Origin of the sequence: Sphingopyxis fribergensis, assembly GCF_000803645.1 — a bacterium.
Taxonomy (GTDB): Bacteria; Pseudomonadota; Alphaproteobacteria; order Sphingomonadales; family Sphingomonadaceae; genus Sphingopyxis; species Sphingopyxis fribergensis.
Window position 1 is genome coordinate 2114454 of record NZ_CP009122.1, and the last position, 23813, is coordinate 2138266.

23 protein-coding genes are annotated in these 23813 nt (G+C 63.1%); 17 read left to right on the forward strand and 6 right to left on the reverse strand.

Features of this window, described 5'->3' with window-relative positions:
* Positions 1-312 precede the first annotated feature (312 nt).
* A complete protein-coding gene (locus SKP52_RS09835) occupies positions 313-1527 on the forward strand; it encodes an IS256-like element ISSpma2 family transposase (RefSeq protein WP_006954973.1) in 1215 nt (404 codons plus the stop codon).
* Positions 1528-1655: 128 nt separating this feature from the next.
* Here SKP52_RS09835 and SKP52_RS09840 read toward each other — a convergent pair whose 3' ends face one another.
* Positions 1656-3557, reverse strand: a complete 1902-nt coding sequence (locus tag SKP52_RS09840) for a hypothetical protein (RefSeq protein ID WP_148309072.1) — start codon at positions 3555-3557, stop codon at positions 1656-1658.
* A 352-nt stretch (positions 3558-3909) separates the two neighbouring features.
* Between SKP52_RS09840 and SKP52_RS09845 the strand changes: the two genes are divergently transcribed.
* Both SKP52_RS09845 and SKP52_RS09850 read left to right on the forward strand, forming a co-directional pair.
* The gene (locus SKP52_RS09845) at positions 3910-5664 is read left to right on the forward strand and encodes a ParB/RepB/Spo0J family partition protein (protein WP_039574446.1); all 1755 of its coding nucleotides are present in this window, start codon (positions 3910-3912) and stop codon (positions 5662-5664) included.
* Between the two features lie 124 nt (positions 5665-5788).
* On the forward strand, positions 5789-6706 hold the full coding sequence (locus tag SKP52_RS09850; RefSeq protein ID WP_039574447.1) for a nucleotidyltransferase and HEPN domain-containing protein: 918 nt from the start codon (positions 5789-5791) through the stop codon (positions 6704-6706).
* 80 nt (positions 6707-6786) lie between these two features.
* On the opposite strand, the gene SKP52_RS09855 is transcribed toward SKP52_RS09850, so the two are convergent.
* On the reverse strand, positions 6787-7995 hold the full coding sequence (locus SKP52_RS09855) for a hypothetical protein (RefSeq protein WP_039574448.1): 1209 nt from the start codon (positions 7993-7995) through the stop codon (positions 6787-6789).
* 398 nt (positions 7996-8393) lie between these two features.
* On the opposite strand from SKP52_RS09855, the gene SKP52_RS09860 reads away from it, so the two are divergent.
* Genes SKP52_RS09860 through SKP52_RS09870 form a run of 3 tightly spaced genes read left to right on the forward strand, consistent with a single transcriptional unit; the run spans position 8394 to position 9648 of the window.
* On the forward strand, positions 8394-8885 hold the full coding sequence (locus SKP52_RS09860; RefSeq protein ID WP_228383882.1) for a hypothetical protein: 492 nt from the start codon (positions 8394-8396) through the stop codon (positions 8883-8885).
* Positions 8882-9391 carry a sigma-70 family RNA polymerase sigma factor gene (locus tag SKP52_RS09865; RefSeq protein ID WP_228383883.1) on the forward strand — a complete coding sequence of 170 codons (510 nt, stop codon included), beginning with the start codon at positions 8882-8884 and terminating at the stop codon, positions 9389-9391. Before SKP52_RS09860 ends, SKP52_RS09865 begins: the two co-directional genes overlap by 4 nt.
* 44 nt (positions 9392-9435) lie before the next feature.
* Entirely contained in the window at positions 9436-9648 is a 213-nt protein-coding gene (locus SKP52_RS09870; RefSeq protein ID WP_052208057.1) for a sigma factor-like helix-turn-helix DNA-binding protein, read from the forward strand.
* 91 nt (positions 9649-9739) lie between these two features.
* Here the strand turns inward: SKP52_RS09870 and SKP52_RS09875 are convergent, their stop codons facing one another.
* The 3 genes from SKP52_RS09875 to SKP52_RS09885 are packed head-to-tail and all read right to left on the reverse strand — an operon-like array spanning position 9740 to position 11002.
* Positions 9740-10420, reverse strand: coding sequence for a hypothetical protein (locus SKP52_RS09875; protein WP_039574451.1), 681 nt, complete (start codon positions 10418-10420; stop codon positions 9740-9742).
* Complete coding sequence (locus tag SKP52_RS09880) at positions 10420-10674, reverse strand: conjugal transfer protein TraD (protein WP_039580553.1); 255 nt, start codon at positions 10672-10674, stop codon at positions 10420-10422. Before SKP52_RS09880 ends, SKP52_RS09875 begins: the two co-directional genes overlap by 1 nt.
* Before the next feature lie 22 nt (positions 10675-10696).
* Entirely contained in the window at positions 10697-11002 is a 306-nt protein-coding gene (locus SKP52_RS09885) for a conjugal transfer protein TraD (RefSeq protein ID WP_039574452.1), read from the reverse strand.
* 172 nt (positions 11003-11174) lie between these two features.
* On the opposite strand from SKP52_RS09885, the gene traA reads away from it, so the two are divergent.
* Entirely contained in the window at positions 11175-14111 is a 2937-nt protein-coding gene (traA, locus tag SKP52_RS09890; protein ID WP_039574453.1) for a Ti-type conjugative transfer relaxase TraA, read from the forward strand.
* Between the two features lie 10 nt (positions 14112-14121).
* Entirely contained in the window at positions 14122-14823 is a 702-nt protein-coding gene (locus tag SKP52_RS09895) for a DUF6118 family protein (RefSeq protein WP_039580556.1), read from the forward strand.
* Between the two features lie 89 nt (positions 14824-14912).
* Here the strand turns inward: SKP52_RS09895 and SKP52_RS25240 are convergent, their stop codons facing one another.
* Positions 14913-15320: a TrbC/VirB2 family protein gene (locus tag SKP52_RS25240; protein ID WP_228383884.1), complete on the reverse strand. Its 408-nt coding sequence runs from the start codon at positions 15318-15320 to the stop codon at positions 14913-14915.
* 146 nt (positions 15321-15466) lie between these two features.
* Between SKP52_RS25240 and SKP52_RS09905 the strand changes: the two genes are divergently transcribed.
* The 9 genes from SKP52_RS09905 (at position 15467) to SKP52_RS09945 (ending at position 23692) form a co-directional block, all read left to right on the forward strand.
* A complete protein-coding gene (locus tag SKP52_RS09905) occupies positions 15467-15787 on the forward strand; it encodes a TrbC/VirB2 family protein (protein WP_407695091.1) in 321 nt (106 codons plus the stop codon).
* 3 nt (positions 15788-15790) lie between these two features.
* Positions 15791-16075 (forward strand): type IV secretion system protein VirB3, encoded by a 285-nt coding sequence (locus SKP52_RS09910; protein ID WP_039574454.1) that lies wholly within the window; start codon positions 15791-15793, stop codon positions 16073-16075.
* Positions 16054-18423, forward strand: a complete 2370-nt coding sequence (locus SKP52_RS09915; RefSeq protein WP_039574456.1) for a VirB4 family type IV secretion/conjugal transfer ATPase — start codon at positions 16054-16056, stop codon at positions 18421-18423. The genes SKP52_RS09910 and SKP52_RS09915 overlap by 22 nt, the downstream gene beginning before the upstream one ends.
* A gap of 2 nt (positions 18424-18425) precedes the next feature.
* Positions 18426-19643, forward strand: a complete 1218-nt coding sequence (locus SKP52_RS09920) for a type IV secretion system protein (RefSeq protein ID WP_039574460.1) — start codon at positions 18426-18428, stop codon at positions 19641-19643.
* Positions 19640-20419: a virB8 family protein gene (locus SKP52_RS09925; protein WP_039574461.1), complete on the forward strand. Its 780-nt coding sequence runs from the start codon at positions 19640-19642 to the stop codon at positions 20417-20419. Before SKP52_RS09920 ends, SKP52_RS09925 begins: the two co-directional genes overlap by 4 nt.
* Positions 20416-21117 (forward strand): TrbG/VirB9 family P-type conjugative transfer protein, encoded by a 702-nt coding sequence (locus SKP52_RS09930; RefSeq protein ID WP_039574467.1) that lies wholly within the window; start codon positions 20416-20418, stop codon positions 21115-21117. The genes SKP52_RS09925 and SKP52_RS09930 overlap by 4 nt, the downstream gene beginning before the upstream one ends.
* Before the next feature lie 92 nt (positions 21118-21209).
* Positions 21210-22214, forward strand: coding sequence for a TrbI/VirB10 family protein (locus tag SKP52_RS09935; RefSeq protein ID WP_148309073.1), 1005 nt, complete (start codon positions 21210-21212; stop codon positions 22212-22214).
* Positions 22211-23200: a P-type DNA transfer ATPase VirB11 gene (gene virB11 / locus SKP52_RS09940; protein ID WP_039574470.1), complete on the forward strand. Its 990-nt coding sequence runs from the start codon at positions 22211-22213 to the stop codon at positions 23198-23200. Before SKP52_RS09935 ends, virB11 begins: the two co-directional genes overlap by 4 nt.
* Before the next feature lie 294 nt (positions 23201-23494).
* Positions 23495-23692 (forward strand): hypothetical protein, encoded by a 198-nt coding sequence (locus tag SKP52_RS09945; RefSeq protein ID WP_052208923.1) that lies wholly within the window; start codon positions 23495-23497, stop codon positions 23690-23692.
* The last annotated feature ends 121 nt before the right edge of the window (positions 23693-23813 follow it).

Sequence of the window (23813 nt, forward strand, 5' to 3'; positions counted from 1 at the left end):
ATCGTGTCCCGTCGTTTCCTATTGTTTCTTGTTGTTTCCTGGCGTCCGATTCTTCGGACGAAATTAATTTCCCATGCTGTCCCAGCGAAGAGGTTTGGTGCCAAGGTTGGCACCCCTCGACTGGACTTGCATCGCGGAATCGCGGATTCGAATCGGTTAGCGTCCGCGCTCGTGGTGTAATTTCCGGTGTAGGCGATGGTGTATTCCGGGGTGGGGCATGCCCCACCCCGGAATGCGGCGTCGCTGGTGGCCACCGGGTTCATCGTTATGGTGGAGTTTGCACACTTCAACCGTGACGAAGAGGAGTTCCCGATGACCGAGGACAGATTACTGATCGAAGAGCTGGCTGCAAAGGGCGGCCAACCGGATTTTTTGCGCACCATCGCCGAGAACGTGCTGCAGCTGATCATGGAGGCCGACGTTGATGGCCTGATCGGCGCGGGTCGCCACGAACGCAGCAGCGAGCGCGCGACCTGGCGCAACGGCTATCGCGACCGTTCGCTGGATACCCGGGTAGGCACGCTGAACCTGAAAATCCCCAAGCTGCGTGCTGGGTCCTATTTTCCGGGCTTCCTTGAGCCCCGCAAGATGGTCGAGAAAGCGCTGGTTGCGGTGATCCAGGAAGCGTGGATCGGCGGGGTCAGCACCCGGCGGGTCGATGAACTCGTCCAGGCCATGGGCATGACCGGCATCTCCAAGTCCACCGTCTCCAAGCTTTGCAAGGACATTGACGAGCGCGTCCATGCCTTTCTGAAACGCCCGCTCACCGGCGAATGGCCGTATCTCTGGCTCGATGCCACCTATCTCAAGGTACGCGAAGGCGGGCGGATCATCAGCGTTGCCGCAATAATCGCCATGGCCGTCAACACCGAGGGCCGGCGCGAGATCGTCGGCCTGCATATCGGCCCCTCGGAAGCGGAGGTCTTCTGGTCCGACTTCCTGAAGGACCTTGTTCGGCGCGGTCTTACCGGCGTGAAGCTGGTCATCTCCGATGCTCACGAGGGCCTCAAGGGCGCGATCACCCGCGTCATGGGCGCCACCTGGCAGCGCTGCCGGGTGCACTTCATGCGCAATGCCCTGTCCTATGTGCCCAAGGGCCAGAACACTGTCGTCGCCGCCGCGATCCGCCAGGTCTTCCTGCAGCCCGATCAGAAAAGCGCAACGCAGGTCTGGCGACAGGTCGCCGACCAGTTGCGCACCCGTTGGCCCAAGCTCGGCGCCTGCATGGACGAGGCCGAAACCGACGTGCTCGCCTACACCGGCTTCCCCACCCAGCACCGCACGAAGTTACACTCAACCAATCCGCTCGAGCGGCTCAACAAGGAGGTCAAGCGCCGCGCCGACGTCGTCGGAATCTTCCCGAACGAAGACAGCATCATCCGCCTCGTCGGGGCTGTGCTGATGGAGCAGAACGACGAGTGGCAGCTCCAGCACCGATACATGCAGATCGAAGGCATGGCCGAACTCAACCAACCCATGATCGAGGAGGAAAATCAGCCCCTACACATCACCGCCAAAGCCGCCTGACGATGGCCCACGGCCACAGCCGAAATTACACCACCTTGACGGACGCGACCTTCGAATCGCGTCCCGGCACTCGATGAATGTGCGTTGCTAGCTGCCTGTGACGTCGGTTGCGGGCTATCCGTCCAAAACTACCGGGACACCCTCAAATGGCGCCGCGCCTGCAGCAACAACAACGGGCTGCGCTCCATAGCGCCGCCGTTCCTCGCCATCTCGTCGCCTTCGCCGTGACGATCACTGACGCGGGACAGCAGCCTGGGCCGACCCGAACCAAACAATCCACGGGCCACGGTAATCAGCGGCCGAATGCGGTCGGCTTCTTCAAACCTCATGGCAAACTGTTCCGCCTCGTCGAGCAAACGAAGGTCCACCAACAACTGCAATATCCTGAGATCGTCGCAGGGCCAATCGACGCATGGCTTATCGGTGGTTTCAACCAGTTCCCGCGCAATCGCCGTACCCCGTTCATCTCCATTTGTGCCAACGGCTGCATCCAGAAGATATTTGCGATAGCCACAAATGTTCTTTCCGCGACTAAGGTTGATTTGCCCAAAGGATATGAGTGCCTCGGCCGAAGCTCCCTCCGAGGCGATCATCGCACCCCCTGCCAACTGAGGGCAATGACTGGGATGTCCCCCCATCGGACGAGGCCCTTCGGGTAGGGCAAGGGCTCGCTCCAACGCGACCATGCGGCGCTCCATTGGAACTCCGGGAGTTCCGACCGCAATGCCCAGCCAGGCTTCGCGCTGTGTTTGTCCGGTCGAGATAGCTTCGATATTGCGTTCTACGGCAGCCACATCACCGAAACGCGCGAACCCAGAGGCAATGGCGGCGTAATAGGGATCTCGCTCCTTGCCCTGCGGCTTGCCGCGGCGGAGGGTTTCCTTGATCGAGCGAGTATCGGCGGAGCCTGCAAAAATTCTGGCAAGCTGCGAGTGCAGTACTCTCCAAGACGAAGCGTCAAGGCCGCCCGCCTTGTCCGCTTTCGTCAGCCCCAATGCTAGCGCCTGTCGGGCTCCTTCTTCTGCCGCCTTCGGATCACTTTGCCAAATCGTGTTCGAATAGAAGACGAGGCTCCTGAACGCGGCAATTTTGTTACCCCCTTGGATATCCACCATGCGGGGAAAATGCGGCACGACCCGATCAAGGGCGCCGTTTCGGTAGAGCATATGAAGGGCGTTCGATTGCTGGGCCGGAGTGCCTTTCGCAATTTCCCTGCTCAACCGTTCTAGGTCCCGGTCGAGATAGCCGCTATATCCGCAGTTGATCGTCTGTCCGCGCGCCGACGCGCAAACAGACTCCGCGACCGTCTTCGCCAGATCGGTATTTCCGTGCTCTAGCAACCACGCCGCAAATCGGCCTCCTGTCGGTTGCCCTATCAGTACGTTATCGCCCGGAGGCATGGCCAAGAGTTGCCGCGCGCCACGTTCCAGCTCAGCGCTGAAAATGTCCGTACCCTCATAAATCTGCAACGTCTGCGAACGTATCGACCAAAGATAACTGGTTCGCGTCGGCGGTTCCCTAACGCTGGATTCCGCTTCGCTGATGATCCCAAGGCCTTCGGAAACATTCCCGGCGAGTCTCAAAAGAGCCCCGGCTTTGGCAAGAGCATCGGGACGTTTATGCTGCCGGGCTTTGCTGGCCCACCGTCGCGAGAGTTCGACCGTGCAATCGTTCAACCCTGTTCGATGCGCGGTCATCGCGAGGCGCTCTAAATTCTCGGTCTGGGAAGCCTCATGACCCGAGAGGATTTCCGATGCATCGTCGCAGCGCTTAATTTCAAGGTAAAATGAAGCGATAGTTTCCTGATCGATTGCTCGTCGTGGACCACTTGGCGGCAAAAGTGCGATGGCCTTGGCAATAAGGGTATCGGCCCGCGCGGCGGTCGCGTCGTTGGAGAGCGATGCGGCTGAAGCGGGCATACTGAAACTAAGGGCGGCAAGGGACGCTGTGATGAGAGAATAGAGCCTTGCCACGCTGTTCGCCCCCTTTTTGGTATCCTGATGCGAGAAATAACGGACGATGATTAACAAGGGGCGTAGGTCCCGCCTGTGGCGGCCGCGCTCTATTTCGCTGCGCTCCACCGAGCCGCCGCTGCGCATCGTCTCGTCGGCTTCGCCGTGACGATCGCTGACGCGGGGCCGGAGCCTGACTCCGGCCCGAAGGTCATCGCGCTAACGCGCGCTGGCGTTGGCCTCCGGCCGTGCGGGGTGGTCGTCGCTCTCCTCTGAGGCCCGCCCGGCAGGGCGCAACCCCTGCGGGGTCCTCCATTGCATTTCGGCCTGCGGTGCGCCCTGCCTTGGTGGCGGGCCTCTCCGGCCGCTCTCGCCGCCCACCCCGCTCAGCCGGGGCTGCGGTGGTTTGGAAGAGCAAAGGAGAGACATCATGGAACTCAAGCATATCGACATCGCCAACCTCTCGGTTTCGTCCGCCAACATGCGCGGTGTCGCCAAGAAGCCGGACCTTATCAACATTCTGCCGTCCGTCCGGGCGCGCGGCATCCTTGTACCGCTGATCGTCCGACCGGGAGCGGAAGACGGTGGCTATGAGATCGTCGCGGGCAAACGGCGCTATCATGCGGCGCTCGCCGTCGCCGAAGAACAGGACGGCATCGACCCGCTGCCCTGTGCGGTCATGGAAGCCGGGGACGACGCGGCGGCGCTCGAAGCTTCGCTGATCGAGAACATCGCCCGTCTGGACCCCGACGAGGTGAACCGCTGCGAAGGGTTCACCCGACTTGTCCGCGAAGGCCGGAGCGTCGAGGCGATCGGCCTGACCTTCGGGCTGACCAGCTTGCAGGTCAAGCGGACCCTCGCCATCGGCAATCTGCTGCCTCGCATTCGCAACCTCTATCGGGCCGAGAAGATCGATGTCGTCACCATGCGGCATCTGACCCTCGCATCGAAAGCGCAGCAGCGCGAGTGGCTGGCATTGGTCGATTGTCCCGAGAAGCACGCCCCCACGGGTGCGCAGTTGAAGGCGTGGTTATTCGGCGGCAGCGCGATAGAGGCCAAGGTCGCGTTGTTCGACCTTGCCGATTACAAAGGCGAGATCATTTCCGACCTGTTCGGCGAGGACCGCTATTTTGCCATTGCGGACGATTTCTGGACGGCGCAGATGATGGCGGTCGAGGATAAGGCAGACGCCTATCGCGAGGCGGGATGGTCCGGGATCGTCGTCATGGAGCGCGGCGCCTATTTCAATTCGTGGGAGCATGACCGTTGCCCCAAGAAGAAGGGCGGCAAGGTCTTCGTGTCGGTCAGCCATCGCGGCGAGATCGCCTTCCACGAGGGCTTTATCACTATGAAGGAAGCGCGGCAGCGCGCCAAGGGCGAGCCGGGTGCTGACACGTCCAAGCCGATGCGTCCCGAGGTTAGTGCCGCACTGGGCAACTATATCGATCTCCACCGCCATGCCGCCGTGCGCGCGTCGTTGCTGTCCGAACCGGGCGTTGCGTTGCGCATGATGGTGGCCCATGCCATCGTCGGTTCGCCGCTGTGGCGGGTTGATGTCGAGAAGCAGCGCGCGGCGAGCGATGCCATCGCCGAGAGCGTCGAAGTGTCGGCAAGCGAGGTAGCGTTCGATGTGAAGCGCCGGGAGGTTCTGGCCCTGCTCGGCTTCGATCCAGAGACGCCGACTGTGGTTGGTGGTTATGACGGCGATCACGGCGTTGCGGGGCTGTTCGTCCGCTTGGCTGCGCTGTCCGATGGCGATGTCATGAGCATCCTTCCCGTCGTCATGGGTGAGACGCTGGCCGTCGGCAGCGCCGAGGTCGATATGCTGGGTCAGCTGCTCGGCACCGATATGCGGACGAGCTGGCAGGACGACGCAGTGTTGCCCGACCTGATCCGCGACAAGCCGTTGCTTACCGCCATCGTCGGCGAGGTTGCGGGTGCCGATGTGGCAGAAGCCAATGCCGGGGCGACCGCCAAGGTGCAGCGCGGCATCCTCGTTGATTGTCTCACCGGCAGTCATGGCCGCGAAAAGGTCGAGGGCTGGCTTCCCCGCTGGTTTGCCTTTCCGCCGACCGGCTACACGGAGCGGGGTGGCATCGGCTGCGTCGAGCGGAGCGAACGCATTGCCCTGCTGTTCGTCCCGGCGGAGGCCGAGGAGGAACCGGAGATGCGCGAAGCGGCGTGATCCTTCTGCAATCATCCTTGGGGGAGCGGCTTCACCCGCTCCCCCCAAATTTTTGGCCCGGCGCAAAGCGCCGGGCATTCTGTCCTTGCCAAAGCGGGCGAACTTCCCGAAGATTCTCGGACACATGCGAACAGACGTCGATCACCTTCCTGCCGCGAAGCAGCGCGAGCTTGAACGCATCGTCGAGATATTGTTCGACGAGTTCGGGCAGGCGACCGAAAATGCGACCGGGCGCCGCAAGGGCGCCCGCATCCTGAAAATCATCTTGTTCGGCAGCCACGCGCGCGGCGATTGGGTCGATGCGCCATTGTCGGCGAACCAGTATAAATCCGACTATGATATTCTCGTCCTCGTCAGCCAGAAGGAGCTGACCGACCGCGCCGCCTATTGGGCCAAAGCCGAGGAGCGGTTGATCCGCGCCTATACGATCGAGAAGACGCTGCGCACCCCGGTCAATTTCATCGTCCATTCGTTGCACGAAGTGAACGACGGGCTGGCACATGGTCGCGTCTTTTTCATGGAGGTCGCGAAGGATGGAGTCGCGATTTACGAAGCGGATGACCGTGAACTGGCAACGCCGAAGCCCAAGACGCCGAAGCAGGCTCTCGACGCGGCAAGAGAGTATTTTGAAGAGTGGATGCCCAATGGCGCGGCCTTCCTGAAAGGCTTTCAATTCTATCTGTCAGACGGCGATCGAAAACGTGCAGCGTTCCTATTGCACCAAGCTACCGAAAGTCTCTATCAAGGTTTGCTCCTGACGCTGACATATTACACGCCTTACAACCACAATATCGCCTTCCTGCGCTCGCTCGCAGAAGGGCTTGATCGCCGCCTCTATGGCATCTGGCCGGAAGACACCCACCGCGAGCGTGCGATGTTCCAGAAGCTAAAGGAAGCCTACACCAAGGCGAGATATTCCAAACACTACCGGATCAGCGAAGAGGAGCTCAACTGGCTCGGCGCGCGCGTCGAGGAATTGGGTCGCGTCGTTCATCTGGTCTGTTCGGAGCGCATCGCCGAACTCGAAAAGGCCCGGGGTTAGGCCAGGAGGCCAACCGCAGTAGCTCGGGCTTCTGATTTCGGGAGGGGGGCTGAAAAGCCAAAACGGCGGCGGCCGGGTCGTCATGCGCCAGACCCTGAATCGAGCAGGCGCCGGAGGGCGCCAAGTAGCCCGAGGTCAATCTGCCAAACCGATGGCAACTGGGCACGGGAAAGCTCAATCGATCGCGTCGCGCGCAAAACATGGTCGTTCGTCAAAGTCCTGCCGTCCGGCAAAGTGATGGAAAGTCGGGCAGAACATCGTGCATGCTGCTCAGTGTCCCGATCATGACCAAACAGCTCCCATGGTGCGAGCGCCTTAATCTCGATTTCGTAATCGCCGAACTCCCGCCATTCCTTGATCTTTTCCGAAAGTAGCGTGAGCACGGGATGATAGTTGATCAGGGCAACCATGTCGGTGGCACGCCGGGCGGAAAGAGCGGACTGAAAAAGTTCGAGTGCCTGCTGGGGCGAAGTCGGATTAAGTCTAGCAAGATTCCCGCTGAGAAATTTTCTGTTCCAGTCCCGCTTGGCAATTTCATTCTTCGGCTCCGGAGCGACATCGCGCGCCCATTCCACAACGGCTGCCAGAAGATTCATGGCTTTTGCGGCGGTCACTCGGTTCGCAAAGTTCAAACGGGTGCCGTGGAGTATCCCGTTGCGAAGCGGCATCGTAAGCGGCTGTTCAGAATAGCCGCGCTGCCCCGTTCGCAAATGGCGCAGAAGCTCTTTCAGTGCCGATGGATGTCCCGCAACGCTTTCCGACGACTGGAAGAGTTCGTCGAGGGTTTCCAGATCGGCAAACATGCTCTTACTCCCAGTGACCGAAACGCCGAAGCCATCGACCAACATCAGAGCTAAGGGAACCACTACGAGGTAGTCTTCGGCTTCGTATGCTTCGAAAACGCGTTCGACGATTGAGGCACGTACCGGATAGTCGGGTTCCACCATGCCCCCGCCCAGAATCTTGAGAGTCTGCCACTTAATTGGATCCATTCCGAGCAGCGCCTCGGCAAGGTACGCGTCGATGTCCACTTGAAGGGCGCCGTCGCGACGCATTGAAAGAGCATGTTCTGCTGGCTCGTAGCCGCAGGCAAACTCAACATAGACCCAACCATGCCCAAGAAACTCGGTGTTGAATCGATCAGGCAGGCTAGGCAGGTCACGGGTCGCATGTGCCAACTGGTGCGGTTCGGAGCCGGACGGCAGGAGTGCGCCGAGCGACACCTGCGCCGCCATAGCCCTGAGCCCGGCGTTGTCGCCTTCAATCGTTCCTGACTTCCTGTCCGACAATTACAATATCCCTCATCACAAACGAGTACCGCTTTCAGGCCTAATCTCTAGTGCGCTGCGATATGCTTTGCGCCGCCGTCGCGACCAGAGCACTCGTGTAGCCGCTTTTCCACCAGCATAGCAAAACGCTGATGCTCTATTGCCGACGGACACGACCAAGCGGCTGTCGGTAGAGATGCATTCGCCGCACGGCTTGCCGGAATCCCTTTATTCTGGCATAATCGGCGTAACGGGATGGAGTGACTGGCGGTCATCCCGAGGATAACCCTGCCAGGCATCATGTAGGTTCGGCCATCACGGTCGGGCCGTTGCTGTAAGTCGCAAGAGCGGCGCCACACAGCGGACACCGCTTGCACATCCGCGCATGAACGCGCGGACCGCCGCTGTGCGAGCTTACCATGACCACCCCACCGAACGACGTTTACGCGCGCGAAGTTGTAATGGCGCGCGTCGGCCATTTGATCCGCCGCAAGCAGCGCGAGATCGAACGGATCACGCGCATTCTGCGCGCATTCTTCGACCCAAGTCAGGTGCAAGCACCCGAGCCGGGACAGATCAAACGCATCATCCTTATCGGTCCTTACGCGCGGCGAACTTGGTACGAAGACAGCCGGACGATCGACTTTTCCGATTACGAACTCTGGATCGTCGTCAATCATCCGCTATTCACAGACGAACGGTGCTGGCAGCGCGCCCGCGATGTCATCCGCAGCGAGCTTGGCGACCGTTGCGCGGTCGATCTGGAAATTTACGCCAAATCCGACATCCGTGTTGCCAAGGCCGAGCGTGACACCTTCATCCTCGACCGGATCGAGGCAGGCATCACCCTCCACCGCTCGTCTCGTGATGCGCCCCTTGCTGCGCGCGGCGGCGGGAGGGCGCGGACATGACGCTCCACACGCCTATGGCGATGCTCCATGCCACGCTCCCCGCAGAGCACGCCCGACTGCTGCAATACTTCAACCGACGCGTTGGCCGCGAAGCAGCCCCCGATCTGGTGCAGGAGGTGTTCGCACGCATGTTCGGCAGCGGGACGTTGGACCGGATCGACAATCCGCCCGCTTATCTGACCCGGATCGCGCGCAACCTGTTGATCGACCGCTCGCGCCAAAAGAGGCGGGACTGCACAGTCTTCTTTCCGTTCGACGAAAACCGTGACGCCGAGTCGCGCGCCGAACAGACGTGGCGGATCGAGGCAGCGGACCTCTTGCGGCTGTACCGGCAGGCGGTTCGCACAATGCCGCCGAAGACGCGGCGCGTGTTCGTGATGCACCGACTACGCCGCATGACCTACAAACAGATCGCCGAGCAGGTCGGGATCAGCATTGCGACGGTGGAATATCACATGATGCGCGCGCTTGCGCTCTGCCGCGCGGCGGTCGCGGAGCAATGGTGATGCGCCTTCGCATTTGGCGACGGCGCGAGCCGCGGCGTCGTCCATTGGCGGCACCCGGCGATGCGCGCATCGCACGGGCCGAGGCCGCCATCGCCGCATTGCCGGAACTCACGCGCGAGGTGTTCTTCATGCACCGCTTCGAAGAATTGAGCTACGAGCGCATTGCGCGGCGCCTCGACATCGACGTCAAGGAGGTCGAGGGCCATATAGCGGCAACGCTGATCGCACTGCGCGGCGCACTGAAAGAGTTTGACTAGCTGCGCGGCTGCGCCGTCATGCGACCGCCGCACAGAGCAGTGAACCGGCCATGATCTCAACAAGACCGGAGTATTTCGGTGTGAGCGAGCACTATCTCTTCTTGTCTCCGCTCCTGTCGCCACCCTTGATGCTTGCACGTTGCTCGTCCCAACGGCGTCGCTCGGCCTCGCGGTCATCGGCATCATAGGTTTCGACGCGAAGGCGGCGAGACCCGATGACGCTACGCAAGGCGTCTGTCATTTCTTTCAGCCGCCGCGCCACATCGTCGATCGAGTAAATCTGGAAGTGCGAATGACCCTCGACGCTCTCGACGCGCAACTTGTCATCGAAGGAGAAGGCGCGCCCATCGAGGCTTTGAAAGGCGATCGCTATCTGGAACTCGGCAGGAACGTCATCCTGAAAAAGATCTGGCCCCACACCCAAGTCAAACTTCAGAACCTCGTGCGGACGCAGGAATTTGAGATCACGAAGTATCTTCGAGTTGTCGAGATCGAACGGGTTTGGCCAATCGGTGAGCTTACTAATCGATGCGGTCACGCCCATCGCGGCAGCGCCAGACAAATTGGCGACGTGCAGCTGCACGATATTCGAATGAACTTCATTCGCGCGGAGATATGCCACGACGCGTGGCTCGCTTGCCATGAGACGCGACTGCCGCGCCTCGCGCAGAAGATCGAACGTCGTCCACGCATAGAAACCGGTGACGAGCAGCAGCGCCAAGGTAAATATGGCTGTCACCCCGCCAGCGTTGTCATTCAGATATTCAAGCATCAAATGTCCCGTATTCTGGAGCCCGTTTCGGCAATAGCGGCCATGTCGAAAGCTCGCTTCCCTTTTCTGATCCAAAGCGCAGAGGCTTGCGCGCCGTCATCGCTGCGGAGCTTGTCAGCCATCCACAGAAACGCGCCGTAGAGCATCGCCCGGTCGTCATCGGTCAGTTCGACGAGCCCCGCTTTCGCGACGAGGCCGCCGAGCTCGATCAGCTGGCGCGTGCGCTCGCGGCGCTTGATCTGCCATTCGCGCATGCCGGTCCGCGCCTGCGCCAGTTCAAGCCGATGCCGCATTGCGATCAGGCGCCGCGTCATTCGCTGCATCGCGATTACGTCGCGCCGTAGCTTTGCGTGCGCCACGCTGAAAGAAGCTCGCGCCCGCCTTGCGCCAGCCCTCCGTCGCATTTGCGTCTTTTGCAGCGACCGCACCGAGCAACGCGCCGGTCAGTATTTCAGGATCGAGTTCATCGGCGCCGGTGGCAATGACGAGTTCGCCGAACTGGCGAACGCGGCGTTCCTTGAGGATCTTCGCTTTCGCTTCGAGCGCCTTCAATTCCGAATCGATATCGCGGGGTTTGCGCATGTCGCATCTCCATGTTGGGGTGATGACCCCATCATAGGGATGCGCCTCTCGATGCGCAGCAAGGTCGTCGGGACAGTCTGGCACAGCCTAGTCCCTCCGCGGATTTTTCCGTGTGAGGGCGCGCTTATACGTCGTGCCGACGTGGCTTTTGAAGTGTAGATGGATTGCCGTCATGGCGATCTTCCATCTTTCGGTCAAAGTCATCAGCCGCGCTGCCGGACGCAGTGCTGTAGCTGCCGCCGCCTATCGCTCAGCCGACCGGCTGCACGATAAGCGGCTGGACCGGGCGCACGACTTCACCAACAAGTCGGGGGTCGTCCACAGCGAAGTGCTGTTGCCGGAGAACACGCCCGACGAATGGCGCGACCGGGAGCGGCTGTGGAATGATGTCGAGGCGTTCGAGAAGCGCAAGGACGCTCAGCTCAGCCGCGAGGTCGAGTTCGCCATCCCGCGCGAGATGAACCAGCAGCAGGGGATCGACCTCGGCCGCGACTTCGTGAACCGTGAGTTCGTCGATCAGGGCATGATCGCCGACCTCAACGTCCATTGGGATATCGGTGCCGACGGACTCGCCAAGCCCCACGCCCATGTCATGCTGACGATGCGCGAGATTGTCGTCGATGAAGATGGCGAAGCGGGGTTCGGCACAAAGGTCCGCGACTGGAACCGCACTGAACTTGTCGAACAATGGCGCGAGCGCTGGGCTGATCATGTCAACGAACGGCTTGCCGAACTCGATATCGATGCGCGCGTCGATCATCGCAGCCTCGAAGCGCAGGGCATCGAGCTCGAACCGCAGGACAAGATCGGCCCCGCCGCGTCGCGCATGGGCGCGCTCGGGCTTGAGGTCGAGCGGATCGAAGAGCATCGCGATATCGCCCGCCGCAATGGCGAGCGGATCGTTGCCAACCCGCGTGTCGCACTTGACGCGATCACCTACGGGCAGGCGACGTTTACCAACCGCGACCTAGCGATGTTTGCACACCGGCACAGCGATGGTCGCGATCAGTTTGATGCGGTCATCAACGCGGTGCGGTCGTCGCCCGATCTGATCGCGCTTGGCAAGGACGGACGCGGCGAGGATCGGTTCACGTCGCGCGACATGATCGACACCGAACAACTGCTGTACCGCGCCGCCGAAGCGATGGCAGCGCGCGAACGCCATCGGGTATCGAACGTCGATGGTGCCATCGCGCTAGCACGCGCAGCCAAGCGCGGTTTGCTGCTAACGGGCGAGCAGCGCGATGCCTTCGCCCGTGTTACCGATGGTCGCGATCTCGGCATCGTTGTCGGCTATGCCGGGACCGGCAAGAGCGCGATGCTCGGCGCCGCGCGCGAGGCGTGGGAGATTGCCGGACTGAAGGTGCGCGGGGCGGCGCTGTCGGGCATCGCCGCGGAAAATCTCGAAGGCGGTTCGGGCATTACCTCGCGCACCGTTGCCAGCCTGGAGCATGGCTGGGCGAAGGGATGCGGTCTTCTCACATCGCGCGACGTGCTCGTCATCGACGAGGCGGGGATGGTTGGTACGCGGCAGATGGAACGGGTATTGTCGCACGCTGCCGACGTCGGCGCCAAGGTGGTCCTCGTCGGCGATCCGCAGCAACTCCAATCGATCGAGGCGGGCGCGGCGTTCCGCGCGCTCCACGAGCAGCATGGCGGCGCGGAAATCACCGAGGTGCGGCGTCAGCGCGAAGCGTGGCAGCGGGATGCAACGCGCGCACTGGCGACGGGCCGGGCCGGCGATGCGATCCGCGCCTATGACGAAGCGGGCATGGTGCATGTCGCCGAGACCCGCGAGGTAGCGCGCGAGGAGCTGATCGAGCGCTGGGATCGCGACCGGCAGGCACGGCCCGCCGCCAGCCGCATCATCCTCACCCACACCAATGACGAGGTGCGCGAACTTAATGTGGCAGCGCGCGATCGGATGCGCACGGCGGGTGCGCTTGGCGACGATGTGGCAGTGAAGACCGAGCGCGGCGAGCGAGTGTTCGCACCCGGCGACCGTATCATGTTCCTGCGCAACGAGCGCAGCCTGGAGGTCAAGAACGGCACGCTTGGGGTGGTCGAGCAGGTCAGCACGCGCGGTATGACCGTCCGCACCGACGGCGGACGCGGCGCGGCGTTTGACCTCAAAGATTATGCCCATGTCGATCATGGCTATTCCGCGACCTTCCACAAGGCGCAGGGCATGACCGTTGATCGCACCCATGTTTTGGCGACGCCGGGAATGGACCGTCACAGTGCCTACGTCGGGCTCAGCCGCCACCGCGATGGCGTGAGCCTCCACTACGGCCGCGACGACTTCAAGCATCAGGGCAAGCTCGTTCGCACCCTCAGCCGTGAGCGCGCCAAGGATATGGCGGCGGATTATGCCAAGACGGACCCGGCACGGGCGTTTGCCGAACGGCGCGGCATAAGCATGCGCGAGCGGGTCGTCGAAGCCGCGAAAAAGCTTCCCGAGATTGCAAAACAAGTCCCCGAGAAGGCGCGCAGCATCTTTGCCGGGTTCAAGCCGACCGTAAAGCGCGCCAGCATCGAGCCGCGCGACACCGCGAGAACCGACGAAACCCGCCGCGCGGTCGAGCGCTATGCTCGCGCGGTCGTCGACATCGAGCAAATGCGCGCGCAGGAACTGCCGGTGCTGCGCCACCAGCGCGATGCGCTGGCGCGGGCGGGCGATGCGGTGGGCGCGATCGGTTCGCATGCCCGCGGCGATCTGGCGTCGGCGTTCGAACGCAACCCCGAGCTTGTTGCGCCAGCCGCGCAGGGGAACAGCCAGGCGGCGATCCGCGCCATGCATCGCGAAGCCGATATCCGCATCGATCCCGCCAAGCGCGCCGACCGCTTTGTCGAAGACTGGCAAAAGCTCCAGCAGCAGCGTGCATCGCTCAGCCGAACTGGCGAACATGACGCAGCGCGCAAAATCGGCAGTCACATGGGCGCCATGGCGAAGAGTCTCGAACGCGATGCGCAGGTCGAATCGATCCTACGCGGTCGAAAGGCGTCGCTCGGCATTGACATGCGGTCGGCTCGATCGGTCGGGCAGGATCTGGCGGAGATCGCCGGGATCGGCCGCGGACGGTCGCGCGGCATTGGGATCGGTATGTAGGAGGATGAATATGCCTGAAGACGAACTGGAAATCGACGATCCCGCCACCGCGGCATTTAGGCGGCTTGAGGGCGAAGTGGCGCTGATGCGCCGGGCGACCGAGAAGCTTGCCGCCGAAAAGTCCGAGATCCGGATCCCCGATTATAGCCTCACCCTGGGCGAGATATCGAATCGACTCGATGCAGCAGAGGAAACCCTGACCACCATTCTTGGCAAGCCCGCAATGGAACTGACTCCTGAAGACATGGCGCGGCGGATCGACCGGGTCGTCCAGGACGCGCGCCAATCCACCGAGGGGTGGATACGTAATTCCCAAGACCGGTATGAAGATGCCATTCGCGGCGTGCTTGGCGTGAGCGCGACGCTGCGCGCGGCCTATCAGCAGCGCCTCCACCTCTGGTGCGCGGGCGGCGGCGGGCTGCTTGCCGGATGTCTGCTCTGGTCGATCCTGCCCGGCGCCCTCGCGCGGGCGTTGCCGGACCGCTGGCAACTGCCTGAAAGAATGGCGGCGCATGTCGTCGGTGCGCCCAGCGTGTGGGACGGCGGCATCCAGCTTATGCAGGCCGGCAGTCCGGAAGCCTATCGTGCGATCGCCGCCGCCGCCGAAATGCGGCGCGATAACCGCGAGAAGATCGAAGGATGCGAAAAGGCTGCGCTCAAGGCGAAGAGGCCGGTGAATTGCACGATCAGGGTCGGACACCCGGAGATTTGACCGGTTTGGGAGCGTGCGACACGACGGCGGTTGTGAGCAACGCCGCGGTCGCGTTGAGTGCGGCGGATCTCTGCGGTGACACGGCCGCGTTAGCGTCGGGAGGGAACGGACGCTCCCGCATAAGGGTCATAGGCGGCGGGCGGCGGACCGGAGGTTCCCAGTCGGGGCGATAGCCGATCGGTCTCTTGCGCGGCCAGAACCTGTGGCGGCGAACCGGCTCTGGCAAGTCCAGTGATTGCCGCTGCGATGCCGCCAGCGCCGAACAGAATGAAACATCCCAGTACAACGGCAATACCCCGCCGCAATTCCAATCGTCCCGATAGCATCAGCATCCCGATCATCGCCACTGCGATGACCGCGACGATCGTCGCGGCGCTGCCGAGCGCGGCGCCCTGCACCCAAGCCACGCCATCGATGATCGGACTCTGTGCGGGCGGATCGGTGAGCGATAAGGTCGGCGAATACATAAGCACTCCAGCGAACATATGCAGCGGCATTGGGAGAACGGTGGCAATCGGAATAGCTGCCATTTTGGAACCAATTGTTGCCGGCTTTGATCGAATCCGGCTGGCAGGCTCGGAGGGCGACGACTAGCCTCGCGCTTGTAATCACGACAATTCTTGGCGGGAAGCGGGGCAAGTAAGTGGGGCTAAAACACAGAATCGCTGGTTGGTCGGCGGCGACGCTCGCACTTTTCCACGCCGCCACCGCCCACGCGCAGGACATCGCCGATCCCGCAGGCTCGGGCGTCTTGGTGTCCGCGTTACGTTGGCTCGAAGGCACCCTGCTCGGTACGATCGCGACCGTTGTCGCCGTGATCGCGGTCGCCACGGTTGGCTTCATGATGCTGACCGGGCGGATCAACTGGCGTTACGGCGCGACGGTCATTGTCGGCTGCTTCATTCTGTTCGGCGCCGCCAGCATCGTTGCGGGCATCCAATCCACCGCTGCCTTGGACCGCTGAGCGATGATCGGGGTCGAGCGCGATGTGATGTTCGTCGCGTTGACGCGGCCGCAGATGTTCGCCGGGGTCACCTACAGCTATTTTGTCGCCAATGCGGTGCTCGCAACCGAATTGTTCCTGATCTTTCGCACCGTCTGGGCGCTCGTCCTCGCGCTCGTCGTCCATTTGGCCGGCGTGCTGCTGTGCCTGCGCGAGCCGCGCTTCTTCGATCTCTGGCTCGCCAAGGTCGGCCGTTGCCCGCGCGTGCGCAATTTTTCGATCTGGCGATGCAACTCCTACCGGCCTTAGCATCCTCGCCGAAAGTCGTTGCCAGGGAGGCGCCCGCGGGGCGCCACCTGCCCTACGGCCATCACGTCGACGATCATACGATCGCGACCCGTGACGGCTTGCTGATGCAGGTCATTGCGCTGCGCGGAATGTTGTTCGAGACTGCCGACACCGACGAGATCAATTATCGCAAGCGGCTGCGCGACGCGATGCTGCAATCGATTGGCTCGTCGCGCTTTTCCATCTATCACCATATCATTCGCCGCCGCGTCGAAGCCGGGCTCGATGGGGAGTTTGGCGATCCCTTTTCGGCCAAGCTTGACGCGGCGTGGCAAGGGCGGCTCGACCGGCGCCAGCTGTTCGTCAATGATCTCTACCTCACGCTGATCCGCCGCCCGTTACAAGGCCGCGTCGGCGTGCTCGACAGTTTGCGCGAGAAGCTGGGCGGCGCGCGTTCGGCGACGGAGACCGAGACGCACGACCTACGCCAGCTCGACACCGCGCGCGAGGCGTTGGTGGCGGCGCTCGGCAGCTACGAACCTTCGCTGCTGACGGTCTATGACGGGCCGGTCGGGCCTTGCTCCGAGCCGCTCGAATTCCTCTCGACGCTCTACAATGGCGAAAGCCGCCCGGTGCTGCTGCCGACGCAGGACATCGGCGCCTATCTTCCCGACCGCCGGATCAGTTTCGGGCAAGAGGCGATCGAGCTCGGGCCGTCGGGCCATTCGGATCGCAGCTTTATCGGCCTTGTGTCGATCAAGGATTATCCGGGCCAGACCAGCCCGGGCATGTTCGACGAACTGTTGCGCTTGCCGTTCGAACTGACGATCTCGCAGTCGTTCGGCTTCGTCGAGCGCCAGTCGGCGCTCGAACGGATGAACCTGACGCTGCGCCGCATGCGCTCGGCCGAGGACGAAGCGCTCAGCCTGCGCGCTGAACTCGCGAGCGCCAAGGACGAGGTCGCCGCCGGACGATCGGGCTTTGGCGAGCATCATATGACGATCGGCATTCGCGGCGCGTCGCCCGTCGAGGTCGACGCGGGGGTCGCCGAAGTCCAGGCGGCACTCGCCGATCTCGGGATTATCGCGGTGCGTGAAGAAATCGCGCTCGAACCCGCCTTCTGGGCGCAGTTCCCCGGAAACTTCAAATATATCGCGCGGCGCGGCCTCGTCTCGACGGGCAATTTCGCGGGGCTTGCCAGCGGGCATAATTTCGCGCTCGGCCAGCCGCATGGCAATCATTGGGGCGATGCCGTGACCCTGTTCGAGACCACCGCGGCCGGCCCCTATTTTTTCAACTTCCACCAAGGCGATCTCGGCAATTTCACGATCATCGGTCCGTCTGGGTCGGGCAAGACGGTGGCGCTCAATTTCCTGCTCGCGCAGGCGCGCAAGTTCGATCCGCGGATCGTCTTCTTCGACAAGGACCGCGGCGGCGAGTTGTTCATCCGCGCGATCGGCGGGCGTTATGATGTCTTGCGTCCCGGAACGCCCTCGGGGCTCAACCCGCTTCAGCTTGAGGATAGTGCCGCCAACCGCCAGTTTCTGATCGACTGGATCGCGCTGCTCGCGGGCGGCGCCAGCGTCGAGGAGCTGGCGCAAATCAAGGACGCGATCGACGCCAACTATGCCCAGCCGCCGCAGCACCGGCGCCTCCGCCATATTGTCGAGCTGTTCCGCGGCGGCCATCGCCCGCACGCCGACGACATGTGGTCGCGCCTGCGGCCCTGGTGGGGCGACGGCGAGCGGGCCTGGCTTTTCGACAATGAACTCGACGCGACCGATCTGACCGTTCGCTCGGTTGGCTTCGACATGACCCAGATCCTCGACGATCCTGCGGTGCGCACGCCGGCGATGATGTATCTCTTCCACCGGGTCGAAGAGCGGCTCGACGGCAGTCCGGCGATTATCGTCGTCGACGAGGGCTGGAAAGCTCTCGACGATGATGTGTTCGTGCGCCGGATCAAGGATTGGGAAAAGACGATCCGCAAGCGCAACGGCATCGTCGGCTTTGCGACGCAGAGTGCGCAGGATGCGCTGGAGAGCCGGATTGCGAGCGCGATCATCGAGCAGGCGGCGACGCAGATTTTCATGGCGAACCCGAAAGCGCGCGCCGAAGATTATGTGGGCGGCTTTGGGCTGACCGCCCATGAATATGAGCTTGTCCGGTCGCTGCCCGACATCGCGCATTGCTTCTTGATCAAGCATGGCAATGAGAGCGTCGTCGCGCGCCTCAACCTGTCGGGCGAGCACAAACTGCTAACGATCCTGTCGGGGCGCGAGCGCACCGTACGTATCCTCGACGAGCTGCGCGCCGAACATGGCGACGCGCCCGAGGCTTGGTACGATGCGCTGATGGAGCGCGCCTGACCATGGCGGTCTGTGATTCCATCCCGACCCCCGAGAGCTTCGCGCCGAGCGCACTCCGCTTCCTCGACTGCCAGGCGCAGATCATCGGGGCGCAGGGCTATGGCGCGCTGGCGACGTCCGGATCGACCGCCTCGACCCTGCTGACCGGCATGATCACGCTGCTGATCGCGTTTCTGGGTTACCGGATGCTGCTCGGGCATACGCCGACGATCCGCGAGGGGGTGCTGACCTTCGTCAAGATCGGGCTGGTGCTCGTGCTCGCGACGAGCTGGCCCGCCTATCAGATCCTCGTCTATGACATCATCCTGCGCTCGCCCGCCGAACTTGCCGCGACGATCGGCGGCGCCGCGAACCTGCCGGGCAGCGGCGGCGGACTGGTCCAGCGCATCGATGGCATAGATCAGGCGCTCGCGATCCTCGCGATCGAAGGTGTCGGCCCGGCTCCGCTTGGCGCCAACGGGCAGCCCACCATGCCGACAGTTCCGCCCGCACCGTTCATCGGCTTCGACAATTTTGCGCTCGGCTTTGCCCGGGTGATCTTCCTTGTCTCCACCATTGCGTCCTTCGCAGTGGTACGGATCGTTGCCGGCCTGCTGCTGGCGCTGGCACCGCTGTTCGCTGCCTTCCTGTTGTTTGACGGAACGCGCGGGCTGTTCGCAGGCTGGCTGAAGGCGCTGCTCGGCTCCGCGCTCAGCAGTCTGGCTATCGCCATCACGCTCGGCGTCGCGCTGGCATTCCTCGAGCCGTGGCTCGCGACCCTGCTCGCCCGGCGCGGCGGCGGTCTCGATATCATCGGGGCACCGGCGCAACTGCTCGCTGCAACGACGATCTTCGCGATCGCGCTGGCCGCAGTGATGGCCATCATCGGGCGCGTGGCACTGAGCCTGCGCATCCCGGCATGGATGCAGGCGGCATCCACCCGCGCGGCCGAAGGCAGTGTTTCGCGTGTTGAAACATCGCAGCAGCCTGTCGCATCACACGCACCGATCGAGAGCCGCTCGCGCGCCGCGGCAATCGCCGATGCGGTCGCGATCAACCAGCGCCGTGAAACCGCGGCTCCCGAATCTGGCGGCGGATCGCGCGCAGCACAAATCGCGCGCAGCGCCGGACGACAGGATAGCACCGAACGGTATAGCGCCGCGCCCGCGGCCGCGTCGTCCGGGCGCCGCACCCGCCACCGCATTTCGACACGCGCACTTGCCAGGGATCGGCGCTCATGAACAAACCCAGCCGCGAGGCGCTCGATGCCTATTATGCCGAAGCCGGGAGCTGGGCGCACGACCGTGAGGATGCGCTGCGCTCTTCGCGCCGCACTGCCTGGTGGGTTGCCGGCGCGGCCTCGGTCATCGCGCTGTGCGAGGCGCTGGCGCTCCTGTTCCTGACCCCGCTCAAGACGGTCGAACCCTATACCTTGCTGGTCGATCGTCAGACCGGCTTCGTGCAGCCCTTGAAGCCGCTCGAGCCGCAGGCGATCTCGCGCGAGCGCGCGCTCACCCAATCATTCCTCGTCCAATATGTCATCGCCCGCGAAGGCTTCGACATCAATTCGGTGCAGAGCGACTATCAGAAGATCGCGCTGTGGTCAGAGGGCGCGGCGCGGGGCAGCTATCTGTCTGAGGTTCAGGTCTCCAATCCCAATAGCCCATTGGTGCGGCTACCGCGTTCGTCGCTGATCGAGGTTCAGGTCAAAAGTGTGACCCCGATGAGCGACGACAGCTCGATGATCCGCTTCGACACCCAGCGGCGCGATGCTGGCGGGCAGGCAGCGCCTTCGCAGCCCTGGGTCGCGATTGTCCGCTATGGCTATAGCGGCGAGCCGATGTCGGCGGCGGACCGGATGATCAATCCGCTGGGGTTCAAGGTGACGAGCTATCGCAAGAGCGCTGAGGCACTCGCCGCGCCCGAACCCGCAACCGCGGTCGTGGAACCCGGTCCGGCTTCGCAGGGCAGCATTCCTGTTCGATCAGCGGGCCAACCGGTCGTTGCTCGCCCATGATCGGCCGCCTCGCTCTTGTCGTCCTGTCGTTGATGCCGGTGTCCGGCGCCGGGTCGCAGGTGCGTCCGCAGCCCGGCATCGGCGACGCGCGCATGCAGACGGTCGACTATCGCCGCGACCAGGTCGTTGAGATCGAGGCTGCGCCCGGCTATCAAGTCATGATCGCGCTAGCGCCCGACGAGCAGATCCAGAATGTCGCGATTGGCGACAGCGGTGCTTGGCAGGTGGTCGCGAGCCAGAGCGGCAACATGCTGTTCGTGCGGCCGACCGCGGGCGGGATCAGCACCAATATGACGGTGATTACCAGCGCGCGCTTCTATGCGTTCGATCTCGTCCCGGCCAATGGTGCCCCCCCCTACGAGATCCGCTTCCGCTATCCTCCGGAGCCTAGTGCCGATGCCGGAGCCATGGCGAGTGGCGCCACTGCGGCCGTGGGGATGTACCGCATGGGCGGCACCCGTGCTCTGTGGCCCGTTCGAATGCACGACGATGGCATCAAGACCTATATCGACTGGCCAGCGGACGTCGCCCTTCCGGCGGTGTTCGTCATCGACGACTATGGTCGCGAGCGGCTGGCCAACGGCAATATGCGTGGCGGCCTTTATGTCATCGACAGCGTGCATGAGGCGCTGCTGTTCCGCATCGACCGCAAGACGGCGCGCGCGAAGCGTTATCCGTCCAAGGCAGATGCTTCGTGAGTACGCCTGATGCCACTCCCGCCGGTCCCGAACGAACTGCGGAGCGCGGCATAGTGCCTCAGGTTGCGCGTCCGCGGGCCGGACTTTCAGGCATGGCAATCGGGATCGGAGCGGTCATTGCCGCCGCGCTGCTCTTCTCGGTTCTTGAGGCGCGGCGCCGCGCCCTGTCGGCGCCCGCAGTGCGCCCAGCGCCATCCGAGCTGGTGGGAGCGTCGCAATCGCTGCCACCGCTCTATATCCCGCCTGTGCCGCGTGCCGCGACGGCGCTGCCATTTACTCCGCCGCCAAGTCCAGTTGCAGTCTCGCGCGAGCCCCAGCTGCTTCCTGCCCCGGCACCCACGCCCCCCTCCTATTCGCAGCCGCCGTCAATCTCCTATGCGCCCCCGCCGCCTCAAGAGATTCCAGCGCCGCGCACAAGTGGTGGTGCCATCCTGATCGTCGACTCGCAGGCACGGCCAGTCGCCGATGGCGCGGCGCCGCAAGCATCGAGCGGACAATCCGCAGTGTCGCTTGGCACCGCCGCTCGCAGCCGCGCTGGGTCGATCGCCAATCGGGCGACGACGGTGCCGCAAGGCACGCTGATTCCCGCCGTTCTCGAAACCGCGATTAACTCGACGGGTGCGGGCTTCGCCCGCGCGCTCGTCCAGCGCGACGTCCACGGGTTCGACGGCACCCGCGTGCTCATACCGCGCGGCAGCCGCCTTATCGGTGAATATGCGTCCGACACCAGCCCCGGCCAGAAACGCGCGTTCGTGACCTGGACCCGGCTGATCCGACCCGACGGGGTCACCATCGCCCTCCAGTCGCCCGCGACCGACCCGGTTGGCGTTGGCGGGGTGCGCGCCAGGGTGAATAGCCACTTTTTCGAGCGCTTCGCGGGATCGATCCTGCAAACGGCGATGCTGATCGGCGGCAACCTTGCTGCGCGCTCGGTGGGTGACTCGGTGGTCATAGCGTTGCCGGGGTCCTTGCCCGGGGCCGGTACGACGACCCAGGCAACGCAGATTCCGCCGACGCTCAGCGTCCGGCAGGGAACGAGCATCAGCGTGTTCGTCGCGCGCGATCTCGACTTCACCGGGGTCGAGGCACCGCGATGACGGCAGCGGTCGCCGACCGGGTCTATCTTGGCAGCTATCTGGCGCCGCTATCGTTCGCACTCGACCGCGCCGACGTCACCGACATCTATATCAACCGACCCGGCGAACTCTGGATCGAGACGCTCGGTGGCGCGATTGAGCGCCACGATGTTCCGACCCTTGACGCGGCGCTGCTGGCCCGACTGGCGCGGCAGGTGGCAGCGCTTAGCCACCAAGGGATCAGCCGCGAGCATCCTTTGCTGTCGGCGAGCCTGCCCGATGGGTCGCGCATTCAGGTCGTCGCGCCGCCCGCCACACGCGGCGATCTTGCGATCGCGATTCGCAAGCATGTGTCGGCCGAGCTCACACTTGACGATTATGTGGCCGCCGATGCGTTCCGCGCGGTTCGGAAGGCAGGAAAAGGACAAGCTGCGACTGTCGAGCGGGTGCGCGCACTGGTGGATAGCGGGGATGTCGCCGCGGCGCTCCGCGCGGCGGTGCGCGGGCGCCTCAATGTGCTGATCTCGGGCGGAACCTCGTCGGGCAAGACGACTTTCCTTAACGCACTGATCCGTGAGATCCCGCCCGAAGAGCGGCTGGTCGTGATCGAGGACACACCCGAAATCCGGCTGGCGCACGCCAATGCCGTCGGCTTGATCGCCGCACGCAGCGCGCTCGGCGAGGCGTCGGTCACCGCCAACGACCTCGTATCGGCTTCGCTCCGCATGCGCCCCGATCGCATCATTCTCGGCGAACTGCGCGGCGTAGAAGCCTTTGCGTTCCTGCGCGCGATTAACACCGGGCATCCGGGCTCAATGACGACCATTCACGCTGACAGCGTCGAGCGCGCGTTCGAACAGTTGGCGCTGCTGGTGCTCGAGGGTGGCTCAACCCTCCAGCGCGCCGATATCCTGTCCTATGTTCGGACGACGGTCGATGTCGTGCTCCAGCTCAGCCGCGACGCGAGCGGGCGCCATGTGTCGGGAATATCGGTCGGGGGCCAGTGATGGCGTGGGCGAAGGAACGCCGACGGGGCGGCTAAGCTATTTTCCGAAAGCTGGATTCCAAATCATTCTGGAAACGATAACTGCCATTTTGGCCGCAATAGATGCGGGAATGCGACACGCAAGCATTTGCCGCCATTATGGATATGATTTCCAGCACTTAACGTCCAGTTCAAGTTGACCCTCCATACGGTGAGGCATAGCCTCCAATTTAAGCAACGTCAGTTTGCAGGGTCTTGAATCTCATCTTGTTTCAAACGGGGAGTGACTATGAATCGCGCCTGCTTGCTTCTTGTCATGTTGCCATCGCTTGGGATCGCGGCGCCTGCCGCTGCTGCAGAAACCGTCACATACACATATGATGCCAAGGGACGACTGACGAAGGTCGTTCGCACGGGCACGGTGAATAACAATGTCACCGTCGAATATGAGCATGACAAGGCCGACAACCGTACTCGGCTTAAGACGATCAATTCACCCAATCCGCCGCCCTGAGCGCGCGACTGCCGCCAGTGAGCGGGTTCAGCTTGATTTTTCGAGGGGGTTATTAAATGGCATTTCGTCATTCGAGTTCGCATGTCCGGACGAAGCGTCGAATGGCGTTGCTGTGTCTGAC

Coding starts and splice junctions, on each gene's coding strand:
- SKP52_RS09880 (WP_039580553.1), bottom strand. CDS start 10,674: ATGCGCGAATGGCAGATCAAGCGCCGCGAGCGCACGCGCCAGCTGATC.
- SKP52_RS09860 (WP_228383882.1), top strand. CDS start 8,394: ATGACCACCCCACCGAACGACGTTTACGCGCGCGAAGTTGTAATGGCG.
- SKP52_RS09875 (WP_039574451.1), bottom strand. CDS start 10,420: ATGCTTGAATATCTGAATGACAACGCTGGCGGGGTGACAGCCATATTT.
- traA (WP_039574453.1), top strand. CDS start 11,175: ATGGCGATCTTCCATCTTTCGGTCAAAGTCATCAGCCGCGCTGCCGGA.
- SKP52_RS09935 (WP_148309073.1), top strand. CDS start 21,210: ATGGCAATCGGGATCGGAGCGGTCATTGCCGCCGCGCTGCTCTTCTCG.
- SKP52_RS09915 (WP_039574456.1), top strand. CDS start 16,054: ATGCAACTCCTACCGGCCTTAGCATCCTCGCCGAAAGTCGTTGCCAGG.
- SKP52_RS09845 (WP_039574446.1), top strand. CDS start 3,910: ATGGAACTCAAGCATATCGACATCGCCAACCTCTCGGTTTCGTCCGCC.
- SKP52_RS09885 (WP_039574452.1), bottom strand. CDS start 11,002: ATGCGCAAACCCCGCGATATCGATTCGGAATTGAAGGCGCTCGAAGCG.
- SKP52_RS09910 (WP_039574454.1), top strand. CDS start 15,791: ATGATCGGGGTCGAGCGCGATGTGATGTTCGTCGCGTTGACGCGGCCG.
- SKP52_RS25240 (WP_228383884.1), bottom strand. CDS start 15,320: ATGCCGCTGCATATGTTCGCTGGAGTGCTTATGTATTCGCCGACCTTA.
- SKP52_RS09925 (WP_039574461.1), top strand. CDS start 19,640: ATGAACAAACCCAGCCGCGAGGCGCTCGATGCCTATTATGCCGAAGCC.
- SKP52_RS09920 (WP_039574460.1), top strand. CDS start 18,426: ATGGCGGTCTGTGATTCCATCCCGACCCCCGAGAGCTTCGCGCCGAGC.
- virB11 (WP_039574470.1), top strand. CDS start 22,211: ATGACGGCAGCGGTCGCCGACCGGGTCTATCTTGGCAGCTATCTGGCG.
- SKP52_RS09835 (WP_006954973.1), top strand. CDS start 313: ATGACCGAGGACAGATTACTGATCGAAGAGCTGGCTGCAAAGGGCGGC.
- SKP52_RS09850 (WP_039574447.1), top strand. CDS start 5,789: ATGCGAACAGACGTCGATCACCTTCCTGCCGCGAAGCAGCGCGAGCTT.
- SKP52_RS09865 (WP_228383883.1), top strand. CDS start 8,882: ATGACGCTCCACACGCCTATGGCGATGCTCCATGCCACGCTCCCCGCA.
- SKP52_RS09945 (WP_052208923.1), top strand. CDS start 23,495: ATGTTGCCATCGCTTGGGATCGCGGCGCCTGCCGCTGCTGCAGAAACC.
- SKP52_RS09930 (WP_039574467.1), top strand. CDS start 20,416: ATGATCGGCCGCCTCGCTCTTGTCGTCCTGTCGTTGATGCCGGTGTCC.
- SKP52_RS09895 (WP_039580556.1), top strand. CDS start 14,122: ATGCCTGAAGACGAACTGGAAATCGACGATCCCGCCACCGCGGCATTT.